Origin of the sequence: Nesiotobacter zosterae, assembly GCF_033843645.1 — a bacterium.
Taxonomy (GTDB): Bacteria; Pseudomonadota; Alphaproteobacteria; order Rhizobiales; family Stappiaceae; genus Pseudovibrio; species Pseudovibrio zosterae.
On sequence record NZ_JAWXVZ010000009.1, the window covers coordinates 17,219 to 33,994 of the forward strand.

The following is a 16,776-nucleotide window of genomic DNA, read 5'->3' on the forward strand; positions in this document are numbered from 1 at the left end:
CCAGAAAAGTTTGGCCTGTCAATGTGGGGCAACATTGACAGGTGAGTTGCTGAAAAGCGGGACAGTAAATGCAGCGTACAGCAGTAGTTCGGGCGTTGGTGCTGGGCACCACCATTGCGTTGAGCAGCGCAACCACACAGGCGGTTGCAGCAATCGCTGATCATGTCTGGCCTCAGGACAGCACGCATGTGGTCATCATGCAAAGCCCCGTTCAAAAGGCGATCAGACATGCATTCCACGAGAACACTGCCCATCTGAATTTCCGCCAGAAAAGGGATCGTGCCGCTGCCGAACTGTTCTACGAACGCCGGGGCTTTCAGGCCGCCTGGATCCGCAACGGAGAACTGACGCAAGACGCCAGAGAAATCATCGCGTTCTTGCAACGGGCAGATGAGGATGGTCTCGACCCGGCCAACTATCCCACCCCGCTCGAAACTTTCAATCAAGACCGGCTCGCCACCGCTGAGCAAATTGCCCGTGCAGACTTCACTCTGACACAATCAGTGTTGACCTATGCAGAAGATGCTCAGTCAGGCCGCGTTGTTCCAGGCAACATCTCGAAATCCATCAGCGTAGAGCCCCCTCGCCCTGATCCCGTGATGGCATTGGAGAACATCCATCGCACCACTTTGCCAGCCCAGGTGATGGCAGCGTTCAACCCACCCCATGCGGGCTATCAAGCGCTAAAGCGGCAACTCAAGCTCCTGCGTGCGCAGCAGCATGAAGAACGCGAGGTGGTCGTTGTGCCGGAAGGCAAGCTGCTCAAGCTCGGTTCAACTGGGGAACGTGTGTCCTTGTTGCGCCAACGGCTGGAGGTGTCGGCCCTGTTGCCTGAGGACGAGGAACGCTTTACCTCAGAGCTGAAAGAAGCCGTCAAAACCTTTCAGCGCGAGAACGGCTTGAATGATGATGGCGTTGTAGGCCCGCGAACATTGCTGGCAATAAATGCAACCGTTTCAGGCAACCCAATTCATGATGTCATTGCCAACATGGAACGCTGGCGCTGGCTGCCCCGCGATTTGGGTGAAACCCATCTCATGGTCAACATCCCGGAGTTCATGGTTCGTCTGCAACGGGACCAACACACCCTGCATGAAACCCGTGTGGTGGTCGGCAAGAAAAAGCATATGACGCCGATCTTCTCGGACGTCATGAACCACGTGATTGTAAATCCCTATTGGAATGTGCCGTATTCCATCGCGTCCAAGGAGATCTTGCCGGAACTGCGCCGCAACCCGCAGGCCTACCTCATGAGGGGCAACTACGAGATTCTGTCCCGCGGCAAGGTGGTGGACCCAAGCCGTGTTAACTGGGATGGCGTGACCTTCAAGCAACTGCGTATCCGGCAGCGCCCAGGCACCGGTAATGCTCTGGGAGACATCAAGTTCATGTTCCCCAACCGACATAACGTTTACTTGCACGATACGCCGTCGAAATCCTTGTTCCGCCGCTCCGCCCGCGCCTTCTCCCATGGCTGCGTACGGGTTCAGAACCCGTTTGAGTTCGCAGACGCGCTGATGGCACAACAACCTTCGCTGACAGGTCACAAGATCAGAAGCATGTTGGGCGGGAAACAGAAGCAGGTAAACCTGGAAAAGACCATCCCAATCCACATCACCTACTTTACGGCATTTGTGGATGAGAACGGCAACCTACAGAGGCGGCCGGATGTTTATGGTCATAACGACAAGACAATTGAGGCACTTGGGCTTTCTCAATAAACTTTATCCACAGAAGCCCACAGACACGACTCAACGTTTACGCTAGGGTATATGTAATAAATATCCACGGCCCGCTGCAATTAGGCCGTTTTTTCTTGGAATGTTGCGCACCGGACACTACTCAAATCTGAAGGCAAACAGGGTAAATGCTCATTAACCTGTCTGCCTTTAAATGAACAGTTGGGGCTAATTGTTCATTTATTCAAACGCAAGAAAGCGAGTTTGATTTGCGTAACCGATCTGCATTCGGGTCTAGGGGTTTTATTGCGAAACTGGGGTGCCAAGCTTTTTTGACGGCCCTGGCATTTTGCGCGCTCGTTGCAGCCACTGCATCCGATGCCAGCGCGGAAACTCGCAGTCTGAAGCTCTACAATACCCACACCAAAGAACGCGCGGAAATCACCTTCAAAAGAAACGGGCGCTACGTGCAGTCCGGTTTGAAGCAGCTGAACCACTTTCTGCGTGACTGGCGCCGCAACGAACCAACCAACATGGATCCCGAGCTGTTCGATCTGGTTTGGGAGGTCTATCGCAAGGCGCGCACCAATGAGTACATTCACGTTGTCTCCGCCTATCGCTCGTTGAAGACAAACAACATGCTCCGCAGCCGCTCCCGTGGCGTGGCTAAAAACAGCCAGCACACCAAGGGGCATGCCATGGATTTCTTCATCCCCGGAGTCAGCCCGGCTAAGTTGCGCGCCCTCGGGCTGCGCCAGCATGTAGGTGGCGTCGGGTACTATCCTCGCTCCAACACCCCATTCGTTCACATGGATACCGGGTCCGTCCGTCACTGGCCGCGCATGTCGCGCCGCGAACTGGCCAAGGTATTCCCGGATGGCAAGACCATTCACGTCCCAAGCGACGGCAAGCCCATGAAGGGGTATCAGGTCGCTCTGGCAGAAATCAAACGCCGTGACAGCGGTGGCAGCCGCACCGCCGTTGCAAGCTCGCGCTCTTCAAGCAGCGAACGCAGCAGTGGGGGTGGCAACTTCTTCGCTCGCCTGTTTACAGATAACGACGAAGACGAAGGCGCTACACCAAGCACTCGGAGCAACAATCCCACACGCGCCGTGGCGAGTGCTCGGCCTGATCCTGTAACTGCTGTTCCCGCGCCCAAGACTGTTGTTGCAGCAGCACCTGCTGTGGCCGAGGCACCGGCACCCGCTAAGCCAGAGCCGACAGCTGAAGAGTTCGCCCTCGCCTCTGCCCTGCCTCACGCCAAGCCGGAGACAGAAATTCCCGCTGAAGCGACGACAGGACTCGCTGAAGCTGCACCGATCACCATTCAGCCGCGCGGCAAGCCAATTCAAGCCATTCAGGTGGCAAGCGCCGAGCCTCAGGTGGCCGTCCCCCTTCCGCGAACACCGCGTGATGCTGTAGATGCGATTGCGGCCCTTGCTGGGGACACCCCAGCCTCCAAGCCGAACAACATCCAGCTTGCGGCCTATGCGCCAACTAATGACGCAGCTCCTAACGGCGCGCTGCCAATGTCCTCTCTCAATGCGCTATTGCCACCCGCCTCGACAGCGCCGCAAACAACAGCCTCCGTTTCCGGCCACATGAAGGACCCTCTGGCAAAGTTCATTGATCGCCCAGCCCCTTCAAAGGCTGTTATGCTCGGACAGGATGAAACAGCCCGCAATTGGCAGCTGGCTTATCTCTATCATCCCAATCAGATGCATCTGGATGGCCTGATCGCACCAGTGAACTCAATCGTCGCCAACGACTTTGCAAAGCGCCCTGCAGCGCAGGTCAATGCGCAGTTCGCCGGCCAGGCCGTGAAGTTCCTCAAGAGAGCCTCTGCGAACTGAGTTGCCGTAAAATTAGTCAAAAAAAACGGCCCCGCGGGGCCGTTTTTTGTATCTTCGTCCATCGAGCGCGACCTTAGTCAGCCGGCCCCGCCATTCCCAGAGCGTGGAGGTAGAGATCCATGATGGCTTCTTCTTCTTCGCGCTCGTGTGGCTTACGCTTCCGCAGGGAAACAATTTTGCGCATGACCTTCACATCAAAGCCATTGCCCTTTGCTTCCGCATAAACGTCCTTGATGTCGTCTGCGATAACCTTCTTTTCTTCCTCAAGTCGCTCGACGCGCTCGATAAAGGCACGCAGCTGGTCTGCAGCAACACCGCCAGTGTCAACCATGCAAGAATCCCCAATGTTGGTCGCTGAAAAATAGTGTGCCCCGTAGCTGCCAGAACTAAGCCATAGGGTCAACAACGCTCTGACCTTCATACCCGAGGTACACAGGTTGTCCCAACTTCATTGCGCCAACGGCTTCAGGCACAAAACAAAAGCATCGGTCCCGCCTAACTCTTTCCTTATAGCTGTGTGGCAAAAGACTCGCCCTACGGCCTCTTGTCCATAACAGCGCCCCCCAAGCCCTCTGGCATTGCAAAGGCGTAGCAGCCAACCGTCACGACAGCATTACGGAGACCGACGGTTTCGGCTGGCAACCCCAGCCTTCAAAACGCCTCTAACAGCCTCAGCGGAAGTGAGTCGCACAACTAAACCTTTTCTGGCGTTTACAGCCGAAGAACAGGCCGATTTCACGCCAAAACGAAATTTCCCGTGACAAATTCGCGCGTTAAGTATTCAAACGCACACAATGGTTCGCCGCCATATTTCGAAAGATGCTGCTGCCACATTTCACCGCCAACGCAAGCAACGTTGACGTAAACTGCCCCGAAACCAACATTGTTTTCCCCCACTCAAAAATTGCAGGTGACTGGTCGGCGCATTAACTGGAAAATCATTGACATCTCACTGCCGCCACATGTCAAAGAAAGAGCGCGAATACACATTAAACACTGTTTAAACTAATTGCTTTGGAGATGAACTTCTTTGACGGCTCGCCACTAGAGCACTGTAAAACCTCACAGTCATCATATATGACAGCGGCTTTTTAGACCAATACCCCAATTTGGTCTGGTTTTTTTATCTTGATCAGGGACCCTCTCCCACAGCATAAATAAGCAGTCGAGACCTCGTTTTCCTGCGGTTCGGTGCAAATGCCACCGCCGCGAATTTAACGAAATTTCGACTGTAAATTGTATGTCCTTGCTTAAAAAATAGTCGCTTGAACCGGGCGAATGAAAAGACATTTTCATGCCTCTTTTGTGTGGCCAAAACGCTCTTATGGTTCTTGCGAAGATCTAGCTGCTCAAGGACCTGTGTCTACCGTCTTGTTTATGGGGCGTGACCCAGCGTGGTCACATTGACAAGGCGCTCAACAATAAGCATTAAACTGCCGATTGTAGCTGTAAAGATTGTTATGAGACTGTCTAAAACCAAACGTTTATCCGGCCTTGCACTGAGCATGTTTGTCGGAGCATTCGAACTCAAGGCTGTCCTACTGGGGGCGATCCTCTTCGTTTTCGCGCCGCCAGCATTTGCTGATCTTCGGTTATGTAACAAGACCGACGACACCGTAAGCATAGCAATCGGGTACCGTGACAGCTCGGAGTGGGTGACTGAAGGCTGGTGGAACCTCTCCAAAAACAGCTGCGAGACCCTCGTTCCGGGTGATCTACAGTCACGATACTATTACATTTACGCTGCAGAAAACGATAAGATCGGCGAATGGGGCGGACAGGCATTCATGTGTGTACGCCAAAAAGAATTCACCATTCGTGGGATCGAAGACTGCGTAGCTCGTGGCTACGAACGCGCAGGCTTCTTTGAAATAGACACAGGCGAACAGAGCAGCTGGACGGTCCAGCTGACTGAACCGACAGAGCAAGGAACAGGTGGACGATGAAGCGCAATAGACGGGTGAAAATCCTCGCAACTCTCGGCCCGTCCTCTTCAGACAAAGAGACGATCAAAAAGCTTTGGCAGGCTGGCGCGGACGTGTTCCGCATCAACATGAGCCACTCCAGTCATGAGATCCTCAACAATCTGGTTGGGCGGATCCGTGAAGTGGAACAGGAAGTCGGTCGCCCAATCGGCATCCTTGCAGACCTTCAAGGTCCAAAACTCCGCGTCGGCACCTTTGAAGGTGATCAGAAGGTAATGCTGGAAAACGGTGCATCCTTCGTTCTTGACGACGATCCAACTCCAGGCGATGTAACCCGCGTTCATCTGCCTCACCCGGAAATTCTCGGAAGCCTTGAAGTTGGCCACCGCCTGCTGCTCGACGACGGCAAGATCCGCCTGCGCGTTACCAAGGCAGCATCTGACCGCTGTGAAACCACAGTTGAAGTTGGCGGCAAGCTCTCCAACCGTAAGGGCGTCAGCGTTCCTGACACTGAAATCCCTGTTGGTGCGCTCACCGAAAAGGACCGTAAGGACCTTGTTGCAGCACTCGATACCGATGTTGACTGGGTTGCACTGTCCTTCGTACAGCGTCCAGAAGATCTGGCGGAAGTACACAGCGTTGCAAAGGGCAAGGTTGGTGTTCTGGCGAAAATCGAGAAGCCACAGGCTATCGAGCGCCTCGATGAAATCATCGAGCTGTCTGACGCAATCATGATCGCCCGTGGTGACCTTGGTGTAGAAATGCCTCTGGAACAGGTTCCTGGCCTGCAGAAGCGCATGATCCGCGCATGTCGCCGCGCTGGCAAGCCAGTTGTTGTGGCAACCCAGATGCTGGAAAGCATGATCACCGCACCAGTTCCAACGCGCGCAGAAGTGTCCGACGTTGCAACTGCTGTGTTCGAAGGCGCTGACGCCGTGATGCTTTCTGCAGAATCTGCAGCCGGAGACTTCCCGGTTGAAGCAGTTTCCACCATGAACCGCATCGCAGAAGAAGTTGAGCAGGACAGCCTGTACCGTGGCATCATCCACGCACAGCGCACCGAGCCAGAAGCAACCGGCGCTGACGCAATCACAGCTGCAGCAAGCCAAGTGGCTGAAACGCTCGATCTCGCTGCAATCGTTTGCTACACGGCTTCCGGCGGAACCGCACTGCGCGCTTCTCGTGAGCGTCCAGAAAAGCCAATCATTGCCTTCTCTCCGGACAAGCGTATTGTACGTCGCCTGACCATCGGTTGGGGCCTGCACTGCGTGGCCAACGAAGATGCAAGCAACGAAGAAACCATGATCGACCGCGCATGTCAGCTCGCTCGCCAGGAAGGCGTCGCAGTTGAAGGTCAGCGTATTATCGTTTCCGCAGGTGTTCCATTCGGCACCCCAGGTTCCACCAATATGCTGCGCATCGCTTTCGTAGGCGACGAGAAATAATATTTTTGATCTGAATTTTAATCGGTTTAGATCGACGAAAGGCCCGCAGTTCTGCTGTGGGCCTTTTGGTTTTCACTCACGAGTTTTGAGGTGAGATTACAGTCTTCATTGGACGCGACACCAAACAACAAATGCCGCAGAACACAACGGAACGCCAGAGGCGCCGCTGGAGAGCACATTGAGATCTTCAGATCTCGTCGGCTTCCATTTCCAGTTTCAGCTCCCTGACGGCCTCCTGAGCGCTTTCCAGCATAGGATTGATGGAAAGAACATGCTCATAGACTTCCAGCGCCTTCTTGTCTTGCTCCATCCTGCGCAAGATCATCCCCAGACCGGTCAAAGCGGGGAAGTGGCGAGGCTCCAGCCGGAGCACCTGTTCGATGTCAGACAGCGACTGGCCGAAGTCTTCACGCAGGTAATGCACGGTCGCCCTTCGGTTCCAGCCCTCTGCATAGGCAGGGCGCAGTCGAACAACAGCATCCAGCAGATCAAGCGCTAACCCATACTGCTCCAACCGCATCGCCTGGGAGGCACGGTGCATGAGAAGGTCCACCGTATGGCTACCGGAAAGCAGCATCAGCTGCTGAATGCGCGCTGACAACACACGCGCCTCATCCACATCGGTCGCCTGGCCAAGCTCCACAAACAACTTGTCCAGCGCACCGCCATGGGCACGTGAGGCTTCATCCTCCGACCCGGACTGACTGCCGCCATATGCATCGCCGTCCGGCAACTCATCGGCCTCGGGAAAACTCTCCAGATCGTCCATGGAGGGCGGATCCAAGTTTGGGTCGGTCAGCTGAACGGGAACAAAAAAATGTTTTGAAGCGAAGGAGGCAGGTTGAGACTGCGCCAGAGAATCGGCGAAGGACTGCTGGAAGGCACATTCACCAGCTGTGGCCACGGTCAGACTTGAAACTGAGATCAGGGCTGCAAGGCAGCAACCTGAATACGCAAAAAGCCGCATTCCAGAAGACTACACTTCCGAAATGCGGCGATCAACTCTTAGAATTGGCACCGGGCATATAGCCCGAAACCCTTAACCCTGACGTGCTTTAAAGCGAGGGTTCTTCTTGTTGATGATGTAAACGCGACCGCGACGGCGAACCATACGGTTATCACGATGACGGCCTGCGAGTGCCTTAAGAGAATTCTTAATCTTCATTGTCCTGTCCCCGGTCGGGATATTGCCTTTTCGGGATCCTGACCTAGCACGATCCGCCAACGAAAAAAGACGTAAGAACGCCTTCGGTGAAACCCCTTACAGTCATCCGCGCCAAATCTCAATCTCTTGAGCTGCGCAGGTATGAACTTTTAGGGCAAGTCCGCTAGAATTGAGAAATCAACTCTGGCGAAGAATGGTGGGCGTGACAAGGATCGAACTTGTGACCCCTACGATGTCAACGTAGTGCTCTCCCGCTGAGCTACACGCCCTAAACTCTTCAAGACCTCTTGGAGGCCTGCCCAACAGCGTCACCGCTGCGGTGGAAAGGCGTATAAGAGGAATCTCGGGACCACGCAAGGTCTAATTTCAATTTCTGGCTTCATTTCCACACGGGTGGGGAAAATTCAGGCCGCCAGCATACGCTCCACTTCCTGAACCAAATCACGGAGATGGAAGGGTTTTGACAGCACCTTTGCATCCTTAGGCGCCTTTGAATCGGGGTTGAGCGCGACAGCGGCAAATCCGGTGATGAACATGACCTTCAGGTCCGGATCCAGCTGTGTTGCCTTGCGCGCCAGCTCAATGCCGTCCATCTCGGGCATCACGATGTCCGTCACCAACAACGCGAACGGTTCTTCCCGAATCCGCTCATATGCACTCATGCCGTTATCGAAGGAGACAACGTCGTGGCCAGCCTTTTCCAACGCTTTGGCCAAAAATCGGCGCATATCATTATCATCTTCTGCAAGCAGGATTCGTGACATGGGTGTCAACCGTTTCGCTCCAAGACCTTTTTAGGCCTACCAATCACTGGATTGGCGGCACATACTTCCAATTCCTATAACATTTTACTGGACTCAAGAAATACTGAGTTCAGAGAACGACTGGAACTTCTCGTGTGGACACTACATAGTCTGTGCTGAGAAAATCAATAGAGTAAGGAGCTCAAGGCTTGGGAGAGATTTTCGAAGACCACCATATGCGCCTCGTTCAGGGCTACGCTGATACGGGCAACGCCCACGCCTTCGTACCTCCTTTCACTATTGAGAACGCAATGGAACCCAAGGTTCCTTTTGTGTTCAATTCGCCCCACTCGGGGCGCAACTACCGCGTTGACTTTGTTAATTCTTCTCGCCTTGACCAGCGTGAAATTCGCAGTTCGGAAGATGCCTTTGTGGATCATCTCTACAAGGACGCCGTCACCCTTGGCGCGCCATTCATCGCTGCTAATTTTCCGCGGGTTTACCTTGATGTGAATCGGGAGCCTTACGAGCTCGATCCCAAGATGTTCGAGGGCAAGCTTCCAAGCTACGTCAACACACGCTCACTGCGCGTAGCTGGCGGCTTGGGCACCATCGCGCGCATTGTCAACGACAACAAGGAAATCTATCGGCACCGCATTCCCATGGAAGAGGGCATGGAGCGAATTGAAACGCTCTATCGCCCCTATCACATGGCTGTACGCAGCACCCTTGCTCGGGTGCGCCAGCTCTATGGTGCCGCTATACTCATTGACTGTCACTCCATGCCGTCAACAACTCATGCCAACGGCAACATGGTGAAGACCGACTTCATTCTCGGAGATCGGTTTGGGTCCAGTTGTGATCCAGCGATCACGGAGCGCGCCACGGAAATCTTGGAAACCATGGGCTTTTCCGTCAGCCGCAACCTACCCTATGCAGGCGGCTTCATTACTGAACATTATGGCCGTCCGGACCGCAACGTTCATGCACTGCAAATCGAGATCAACCGAGGCCTGTACATGGACGAAAAAACGCTCACCCCAAAACCGCATTTTTCCGCGGTTCGTCGCAGTCTTGGCTTGTTCGTTAGAGAACTGACCCGGCTCGACGCCGGGGAACTCGGTGCCCAACCACTGGCTGCGGAGTAGACAAAAAAAGGCCGCCAACAACGGCGGCCTTAAGTCTAGGGAGGAAACGCCCAAGGAGGGCGGTGCGCAACCAAGCTGATTGCACTGCACAATATCAACATTGCATCGCAGCAAAGTCAATTAGAACCTAAGGAGAACCCCTAATTCCGCGGGGTTCCTCGCCGCTGCTGAGACGCACGCTATGCACCCGGCCACTACCGTGAAACCTTTGGCACATCAATGGCTTTTCCACAAAACGTGATTGTTAAGGCCGGGCAACCCCGCTAGGCTGCGCTTCACGTTCACCAGCCCAAAGTGCGCCTTATGACCCAACAAAACACAAAAGACCTGACAGAGTTTCTGCACCAGCTTGCCGACGCTGCCGACAAGGAAACACTGAAGCACTTTCGCTCCGCATATGAAGTCGACAACAAGCTTGAGGGCGGATTTGATCCGGTAACAATCGCCGACAAGGCCGCAGAAGAAGCCATCCGCGCCCTGATTGCAGCGCATTATCCGGATCACGGGATCATTGGCGAAGAGCATGGCCGCGTTCAGGACACAGCGGAAAACGTCTGGGTGCTGGATCCTGTTGATGGCACACGCGCCTTCATCACCGGAATTCCGCTCTGGGGCTCCCTCATAGGCTTGCGCACCAACGGCGAGCCGACACTCGGCATGTTGAGCCAACCCTACAACGCAGAGCGCTATTGGGGCACGGGAGAGGCCTCTTGGTACCGAGGCCCACTGGGCAGTCGAACGCTGAGCACACGCGCTTGCGAAGACATCAGCAGCGCCATCATGATGACAACCACACCCGCCCTCTTCACCACAACAGAGCGCCCCTACTTTGATGCCATTGAGGAAGAAGCACGCCTCATCCGATACGGCACAGACTGTTATGGCTACGCCATGGTTGCTGCGGGCCAATGTGACGCGGTCATTGAGAGTGGGCTTCAGATCTACGACATCCTGCCCCTGATCCCGATCATTGAGGGTGCTGGCGGCGTTGTCACCAACTGGACAGGCGGAAAGGCGAGTGAAGGAGGCCGGGTGCTGGCCTCTGGCGATCCACGCCTCCACGACAAGCTTCTGAAACGCCTTAGCGACGTCCCGCCGGAAGCATGATCACGCGCTTCCTGGAATAAACGCATCGAACGCGGCCCAGAACTGCTCACGGTAGGGGTCGCGTTCCATCAAGATCTCATGGTTCGCGCCGCGGATTTCAATATGGCCCATCACGGGAGCCGTCCTGCACAATGCGTCTGTTGCGCTGGATGAAACAACCTTGTCTGCACCTGCCGTAAGCACCAGAGAAGGTAACGCGAAGTCCAATCCAAAATTCGGTTTTTGGAACTTTTTTAGTGCTCTGCTGACGGTCCAAAACCAGCCAAGTGTTGGCGAGCCCAACTGTAGATCCGGAAACTCGGCCAAATACTTCTGCCCGCGCTCAAAGCGGGTGCGGTCCGCAGTAAGCACATTGCCTTCATAGGCGTCAGGCTGCCAGTTCTTGCCGCCGGGAACATAATATCCCCCCATGCCGACCGCGACCAACCCGACCGCAATCGCCCGGGCCATGGAAAGCAGCGCAGGGTTCATGGGCAGCTCGACGAATGGAGACGACAGCACCGCTCGATCGATCTTCGTGCGCAGACGTTGGTTTGCGGTCATGACAATGGCTGCGCCGGTTGAATGCGCCAGCAAATAGTGCGGTCCTGGTAGGTCAGACAGCGCCAGGTTGTCGAGCACCGCATGCAGATCGTCCACATAGCGCTGAAAGCTGCTGACGTGCCCCTTGTGCCGGTTCTTGAGGAGGCGATCCGAACCGCCCTGTCCGCGCAGATCGTAGGTTAGAACGAAAAAACCTCGAGAACGCAGCTCTTCAATTGTTTCAAAGTACTTCTCAATGAACTCTGCACGGCCCTGAACAAGGGTCACCGTTCCCTTAATGCCGTTGCCGGTGGGTGCCCACCTCGCCCATCGCAGCTGGATGCCATCATCCATCTTCAAAAGGCCCGAAGTCGCCCCTTCCGGCACTGCAATGCCGTCAATCGAGTAAAGCTGCATAAATGCCCCGCCACACCACACGTGAAGTTTAGGTGATAGCCCCGCTACGAGCGCAGGTGCAACCCATAATCAATAGGGATGCACCCTCTTTGGCGCATACATCCATGGGCTTCAGCGCCACCGCCCGCGTACCTTGTAGCGCAGAATTTCGCCATGGTAGGCACTCACGACAAGGCGGACTTTTTGACGGTGGTGGTTACGCGCAAAAAACACATACCTGTCTCCGCGATCGCGGACGAACTCAATTTTCCGAAACCCTTTATGGCGTAGGCTGCGGCGTACTTCCTTCCGGCTCATCCGGCATCCGTAGGGGTTATGCACCTTGTGTACCTGATGGATCAGGTGCTGCGGCGCTGCATATCCGGCCGGGCCGTTCCCCGTGGTGACAACCCAGTTCCCTGCCTGTGCTGAGGCGCCAGAAAAAGCCAGCCCCATCAAGAGTGCACCAGCAGCTACGGTCATTTTGGTCTTAAGCATGGCGATCCTCCGATCCTTTGTTGGTCAATGATGGAATCACCATAGCCAGACCCGCCTGAACCCGTTCCGAAGCGCTTGTTCATGGATCATTCACCTTATTGGCAAGGCGCGTTCATTACGAATTTGAAAGGTACAAAGCCCCCCTCTTGAAACCCAATTGAGCCTAACTATCTCTAGTTCACAGGCGCCAATACGGGCCTGCAGAAAACCGCACTCATCGCCATAACGGGTTGATTGCAAATATGAAACGCGGATCGTGCGCGCATGCGGCGACCCATGTCCGTTGCTCGAGAGAGGACAAGATTATGCGTCATTTTGATTTGAGCCCACTCTATCGTTCCACCGTAGGCTTCGACCGCCTGTTTTCCATGCTGGACACAGCGACAGGTGAACAGAGCTCAGCCTATCCCCCATACAACATTGAGCGCACCGGCGAGAACGCCTACCGGATTACTATGGCCGTCGCGGGCTTCACTGAGGAAGAACTCAGCATCGAAGCAAAGGAGCACGCACTCACCATCTCTGGTGAAAAAGCACCAGAAGCTGATGATCGGGAAGTTCTATATCGGGGAATAGCCTCGCGCGCTTTTGAACGTCGCTTCCAAATTGCTGAGTATGTGAAAGTAGTCGGCGCTTCTTTGGAACACGGCCTTTTGCATATCGACCTTGTTCGTGAGCTCCCAGAGGCGATGAAGCCACGAAAGATCGACATCAAGACAGCTCCGCGCGATGAAGTGAAGCAGATCGAAGGCAGTCCTGCGAACACATCGCACTAACAACCGTTCCCAAGTCTGACTTCCTCCCCCAATTGGTCAGACCTCTCCGAAGCGCCCCGTATTCTCCCCTGCGGGGCGCTTTTCCCCTCCCGACTTTCCAACAAAAAACGGCCCCATAAGGGACCGTTTTTTGCGTAACGAATGCAATCCGCTACAGCAAGCTGATGAACTCGTCGACCATACCAGTCGTTGTCGCAAAGCTTGTTACCAGGCGGATCATCTGGCGGTCTTCTGGCAAGCCTTCCGCTGGCCATTCATAGAATCCCGCGCCTGCCTTTTGAAGCTCAGCGGCTTTGACTCGGCTTATGATTGGGAACACCTCGTTCGCTTGTGGCCAAACCGGCAGATCAACACCGTCTGCAGCCTTCAGGCCTTCAGCAAGACGCCTGGCCATAGCGTTGGCATGGCGCGCTGTTTGTAACCAGTTGTCGTCCTCGAAAAAACCTTCAAACTGTGCGGAGATAAAGCGGCTCTTTGAGAAAAGCTGGGCCGACCGCTTACGCAGATACTCAAAACCTGCGCCATCCTGCGGATTGAAAAACACCACCGCTTCAGCGCACCAACACCCGTTCTTGGTTGCGCCGAAAGAGAGCACATCCACGCCCTGCTTCCAGGTCATTTCCGCTGGGCTGATGTCCAATGACACCAGTGCATTGGCAAAGCGGGCACCATCCATGTGTAAAGGCAGACCGCGGCTCTTGGCCACTTCATTAATCGCAGCGATTTCCGACGGTGTATAAAGCGTTCCGATTTCGGTCGCTTGGGTAATGGAAACCGCAGAGGCCTGACCGTGGTGCACCACGCCCTCAGGAATGGCTGTCAGCGCCTTTGCTAAAGAGGCCGCATTGATCTTGCCATGTTCACCTGCAATGCCGAACAGCTTGTTGCCACCAGTCGTGAACTCAGGGGCCCCGCACTCATCCACCACGATATGCGATTCCTCGTGGCAGAAAACGGCTCCACCCGGCTTGGCATAATTAGCCAAGGCAAGAGAGTTGGCTGCTGTTCCGGTGGAAACCAGAAAAACGGCCACTTCGCGCTCAAAAACCTCGTTGAACTTCGCTTCAATGGAGCGGCTCAGCGGATCCACACCGTAAGCAGGCGCAAATCCACTCGTATGGCGGGCCAAAGCCGCCATCACGGCGTCCGTGGCACCAGCCCAGTTATCACTCGAAAAGATCATGACCTACGCATACCAGCGTTGGTGCGCGAGGCAAGCCAAATCTTGCACTCGGAGGCCATCATTAGGCCAGTTTTTCAGTAGGTTGCGTCCGTTTGCCCAGTAGGCCATCAACAGACAACAAACCCGGGCCGCGAATGACGAGATAAAGCAGCAGGAAGCCCCACATGACACGCTGATCGGCAATCACGCTGTTTGGCGCGTTGTCAAAGAAACCGCCAATGGTGCCCATGTCCACATGATGGCCCGTGATGTCCACATAGGTCATCACAATAAGGAACCCGATCATGGCCAGACTGGCTCCGCGCGTGAAGAGCCCGATCACTACCAGCACTGGCAGGACAAACTCGGCCCACGTTCCCATGAGGACAATCAGACCATATGGAAAGAAGGCAATCTGGCTCACATCATATCCGGCTGCTTCGGTGATTTGGGGCAAGATCTGCGCATAGGCCCCTGTTGTGGGAGTGAGAAACCCGAGAAGACCATCACTGATCTTGGTCAGTGCAGAGTTCCAGAAGTAGCCAAACAGCACACTGGCAAACACCACACGCGCCAAAAGCCCAAGGAACCAATCGCCTGCAGCGCGCTCAATCGCACCAAAAATACCCGTGTAGATGCTCACCAAGGGTGAGATGATTCCAGACATAATGCCCTCCTGCGATTATGCGTTAAGTATCAGCCATCAGGACCTGAGCGAGCGCGCCCGTCTGAAGTAGTGACGACAGACAACTTCCGAGATCAAACCCCGGAAACTGTGAGAGACCGGCTTCTGCGGCTGCACCAAGGGAAACGCCTTGTTTCAACTGCTCAAAAAGAAAGAGGGTCTCAGGTGAAACCTGCTCAACAACAACATGCATGCCGGGGCGCACCACAAGCACGCCTTGGCCGCCGCCCGCCACCGGGGTGGCAGCAGCCCCATCACGGTTCACCTTGAAGATTTCATAGATTGGAAACTGTGAGATCACCGAGGACGCGGTTGGATGAACCTTAAATCTCACTTCATTGAGGCGTTCACCTGTCACCTCTTGCAACTGCTCGGCAGCGGTCACCGCCAGTTCTGCGCCATGGTAGGCCTTCAGCCATACCCACTCCAAAGAGGCAACATCACCAAGATAGGGGTAGTCAGCCAAAGGCGGGAAGCTCCGCACGAACTCTGGTAAGTCTGCTCCATACTCAGAAAGCACAGGTTGGGTGGGCGGCGATTGCCGAACAAACTCCACCGCAAGTGCCTTGAAGTATTCCTCACCGAGCAAACGTTGAATCGCGGGAAAATTAGCGGCAAGCGCAGCGCTCAGGCTGCTCAAGACGTTGTTTCTGTAAACCTCAAACCGGCGCTGCGACGTTTCACCGTCCCGTCCAACAAGGCCGGTTGGCACCAAGAAGTCTGAACGCGTCAAATTTCCAGAAAAGGACGCAAGCACCTGCTCAGCTGACCTGGGCATAGGACGCTCCCTGCTTCTGGCGCTGGGTCAAAATGGCTTGAGCCCGTTGGGCTTCGGCATAAAGCACTTCCCAAGCGGGCACCTCGGCATCCCACTCGATCAAGGTCGGTACGGCACCAACGCGGTCGATCACAGCACGGTAGAGATGCCAAACCGGATCGGCAACTTCGCGGTCATGTGCATCTATGAGCAGAGGATGGCCTTGCTCATCTTCATCCGGGGCGTGACCGCCCAGATGTATTTCGCCCACATGTTCAACGGGAAACGACGTCAGATACTCCGAAGCGGATCGGCCCGAGTTGGTGGCCGACACAAAAACATTGTTTACATCAAGCAGCAAACCACAGCCGGTCTTGTCGACTACGCGCATCAGGAAGTCGGTTTCCTCTATGACGCTGTCTTCAAAAAGGACATAGGTGGATGGATTTTCCAGCAGCATTTGTCGGCCCAGCACCTGCTGCACCTCATCAATGTGGTCAGCAACACGCTGAAGGGTCTCTTCCGTGTAAGGCAGCGGCAACAAGTCATTGTAGTAGGCTGGCTGATGCGAAGACCAAGCCAAATGCTCACTGAACAAGCCCGGCTGATAACGGTCGTGAACCTGCTTCACCCGTTGCAAATGGTCTTTGTTGAGGGGCTGCATGCCGCCAATGGACAGACCAACACCGTGAAGCGAGATCGGATAGCGCGCACGGATGGCCTTCAGATAGGCGTGCGGAGGTCCGCCAGCCCCCATGTAGTTCTCGGCATGGACCTCAAAGAAACCCAAAGCGGGTTTCGTCTCCAGAATCTGGGCATAGTGGTCGGCTTTCAAACCGAGCCCCGCGCCCGCAGGAACTGTCGCGCTGATTCTTTCGCTCTGAGACATGAGACCCTCCGGTGTTCAAAGAGGCT

At 55.0% G+C, this 16,776-nt stretch carries 17 protein-coding genes and 1 tRNA gene; 7 read left to right on the forward strand and 11 right to left on the reverse strand.

Annotated elements, in window-relative coordinates:
• Window positions 1–68: 68 nt before the first annotated feature.
• Both Q3Y58_RS14045 and Q3Y58_RS14050 read left to right on the forward strand, forming a co-directional pair.
• Window positions 69–1,721, forward strand: coding sequence for a L,D-transpeptidase family protein (locus Q3Y58_RS14045; RefSeq protein ID WP_319622668.1), 1,653 nt, complete (start codon window positions 69–71; stop codon window positions 1,719–1,721).
• A gap of 290 nt (window positions 1,722–2,011) precedes the next feature.
• The gene (locus tag Q3Y58_RS14050) at window positions 2,012–3,532 is read left to right on the forward strand and encodes a DUF882 domain-containing protein (protein WP_319622669.1); all 1,521 of its coding nucleotides are present in this window, start codon (window positions 2,012–2,014) and stop codon (window positions 3,530–3,532) included.
• A gap of 73 nt (window positions 3,533–3,605) precedes the next feature.
• Here the strand turns inward: Q3Y58_RS14050 and Q3Y58_RS14055 are convergent, their stop codons facing one another.
• Window positions 3,606–3,863, reverse strand: a complete 258-nt coding sequence (locus tag Q3Y58_RS14055) for a DUF2312 domain-containing protein (RefSeq protein ID WP_274220011.1) — start codon at window positions 3,861–3,863, stop codon at window positions 3,606–3,608.
• A gap of 1,129 nt (window positions 3,864–4,992) precedes the next feature.
• Here Q3Y58_RS14055 and Q3Y58_RS14060 point away from each other — a divergent pair.
• Together Q3Y58_RS14060 and pyk are read left to right on the forward strand one after the other, a co-directional pair.
• Window positions 4,993–5,478 carry a DUF1036 domain-containing protein gene (locus Q3Y58_RS14060; RefSeq protein ID WP_413697826.1) on the forward strand — a complete coding sequence of 162 codons (486 nt, stop codon included), beginning with the start codon at window positions 4,993–4,995 and terminating at the stop codon, window positions 5,476–5,478.
• A complete protein-coding gene (gene pyk / locus Q3Y58_RS14065) occupies window positions 5,475–6,902 on the forward strand; it encodes a pyruvate kinase (protein WP_274220010.1) in 1,428 nt (475 codons plus the stop codon). Before Q3Y58_RS14060 ends, pyk begins: the two co-directional genes overlap by 4 nt.
• A 187-nt stretch (window positions 6,903–7,089) precedes the next feature.
• Here the strand turns inward: pyk and Q3Y58_RS14070 are convergent, their stop codons facing one another.
• The 4 genes from Q3Y58_RS14070 to cpdR all read right to left on the reverse strand — a co-directional run bounded on the left by Q3Y58_RS14070 (window position 7,090) and on the right by cpdR (window position 8,831).
• Window positions 7,090–7,869 (reverse strand): tetratricopeptide repeat protein, encoded by a 780-nt coding sequence (locus tag Q3Y58_RS14070; RefSeq protein ID WP_319622670.1) that lies wholly within the window; start codon window positions 7,867–7,869, stop codon window positions 7,090–7,092.
• Window positions 7,870–7,941: 72 nt separating this feature from the next.
• A complete protein-coding gene (gene ykgO / locus Q3Y58_RS14075) occupies window positions 7,942–8,067 on the reverse strand; it encodes a type B 50S ribosomal protein L36 (protein WP_274220008.1) in 126 nt (41 codons plus the stop codon).
• A 194-nt stretch (window positions 8,068–8,261) separates the two neighbouring features.
• Window positions 8,262–8,336 (reverse strand) — tRNA-Val (locus Q3Y58_RS14080).
• 135 nt (window positions 8,337–8,471) lie between these two features.
• Window positions 8,472–8,831: a cell cycle two-component system response regulator CpdR gene (cpdR, locus tag Q3Y58_RS14085; RefSeq protein ID WP_274220007.1), complete on the reverse strand. Its 360-nt coding sequence runs from the start codon at window positions 8,829–8,831 to the stop codon at window positions 8,472–8,474.
• A 215-nt stretch (window positions 8,832–9,046) separates the two neighbouring features.
• Here cpdR and Q3Y58_RS14090 point away from each other — a divergent pair, with 215 nt between their 5' ends.
• The gene (locus tag Q3Y58_RS14090) at window positions 9,047–9,958 is read left to right on the forward strand and encodes an N-formylglutamate amidohydrolase (RefSeq protein ID WP_413697827.1); all 912 of its coding nucleotides are present in this window, start codon (window positions 9,047–9,049) and stop codon (window positions 9,956–9,958) included.
• A gap of 303 nt (window positions 9,959–10,261) precedes the next feature.
• Window positions 10,262–11,065, forward strand: coding sequence for a histidinol-phosphatase (gene hisN / locus Q3Y58_RS14095; protein WP_319622672.1), 804 nt, complete (start codon window positions 10,262–10,264; stop codon window positions 11,063–11,065).
• On the opposite strand, the gene Q3Y58_RS14100 is transcribed toward hisN, so the two are convergent.
• Both Q3Y58_RS14100 and Q3Y58_RS14105 read right to left on the reverse strand, forming a co-directional pair.
• A complete protein-coding gene (locus Q3Y58_RS14100) occupies window positions 11,066–12,004 on the reverse strand; it encodes an alpha/beta hydrolase (RefSeq protein ID WP_319622673.1) in 939 nt (312 codons plus the stop codon).
• A gap of 111 nt (window positions 12,005–12,115) precedes the next feature.
• Window positions 12,116–12,481, reverse strand: a complete 366-nt coding sequence (locus Q3Y58_RS14105) for a hypothetical protein (RefSeq protein ID WP_274220004.1) — start codon at window positions 12,479–12,481, stop codon at window positions 12,116–12,118.
• A 305-nt stretch (window positions 12,482–12,786) separates the two neighbouring features.
• Between Q3Y58_RS14105 and Q3Y58_RS14110 the strand changes: the two genes are divergently transcribed.
• Complete coding sequence (locus Q3Y58_RS14110) at window positions 12,787–13,257, forward strand: Hsp20 family protein (protein ID WP_274220003.1); 471 nt, start codon at window positions 12,787–12,789, stop codon at window positions 13,255–13,257.
• A 151-nt stretch (window positions 13,258–13,408) separates the two neighbouring features.
• Here Q3Y58_RS14110 and Q3Y58_RS14115 read toward each other — a convergent pair whose 3' ends face one another.
• From Q3Y58_RS14115 to bufB, 4 genes are all read right to left on the reverse strand, one after another.
• Window positions 13,409–14,440 carry a threonine aldolase family protein gene (locus Q3Y58_RS14115; RefSeq protein WP_319622674.1) on the reverse strand — a complete coding sequence of 344 codons (1,032 nt, stop codon included), beginning with the start codon at window positions 14,438–14,440 and terminating at the stop codon, window positions 13,409–13,411.
• Between the two features lie 61 nt (window positions 14,441–14,501).
• On the reverse strand, window positions 14,502–15,086 hold the full coding sequence (locus tag Q3Y58_RS14120; RefSeq protein WP_274220001.1) for a DoxX family protein: 585 nt from the start codon (window positions 15,084–15,086) through the stop codon (window positions 14,502–14,504).
• Window positions 15,087–15,108: 22 nt separating this feature from the next.
• Window positions 15,109–15,882, reverse strand: a complete 774-nt coding sequence (locus tag Q3Y58_RS14125; RefSeq protein ID WP_319622675.1) for a DNA-binding domain-containing protein — start codon at window positions 15,880–15,882, stop codon at window positions 15,109–15,111.
• Window positions 15,866–16,750 (reverse strand): MNIO family bufferin maturase, encoded by an 885-nt coding sequence (bufB, locus tag Q3Y58_RS14130; RefSeq protein WP_319622676.1) that lies wholly within the window; start codon window positions 16,748–16,750, stop codon window positions 15,866–15,868. Before bufB ends, Q3Y58_RS14125 begins: the two co-directional genes overlap by 17 nt.
• Window positions 16,751–16,776: the final 26 nt, after the last annotated feature.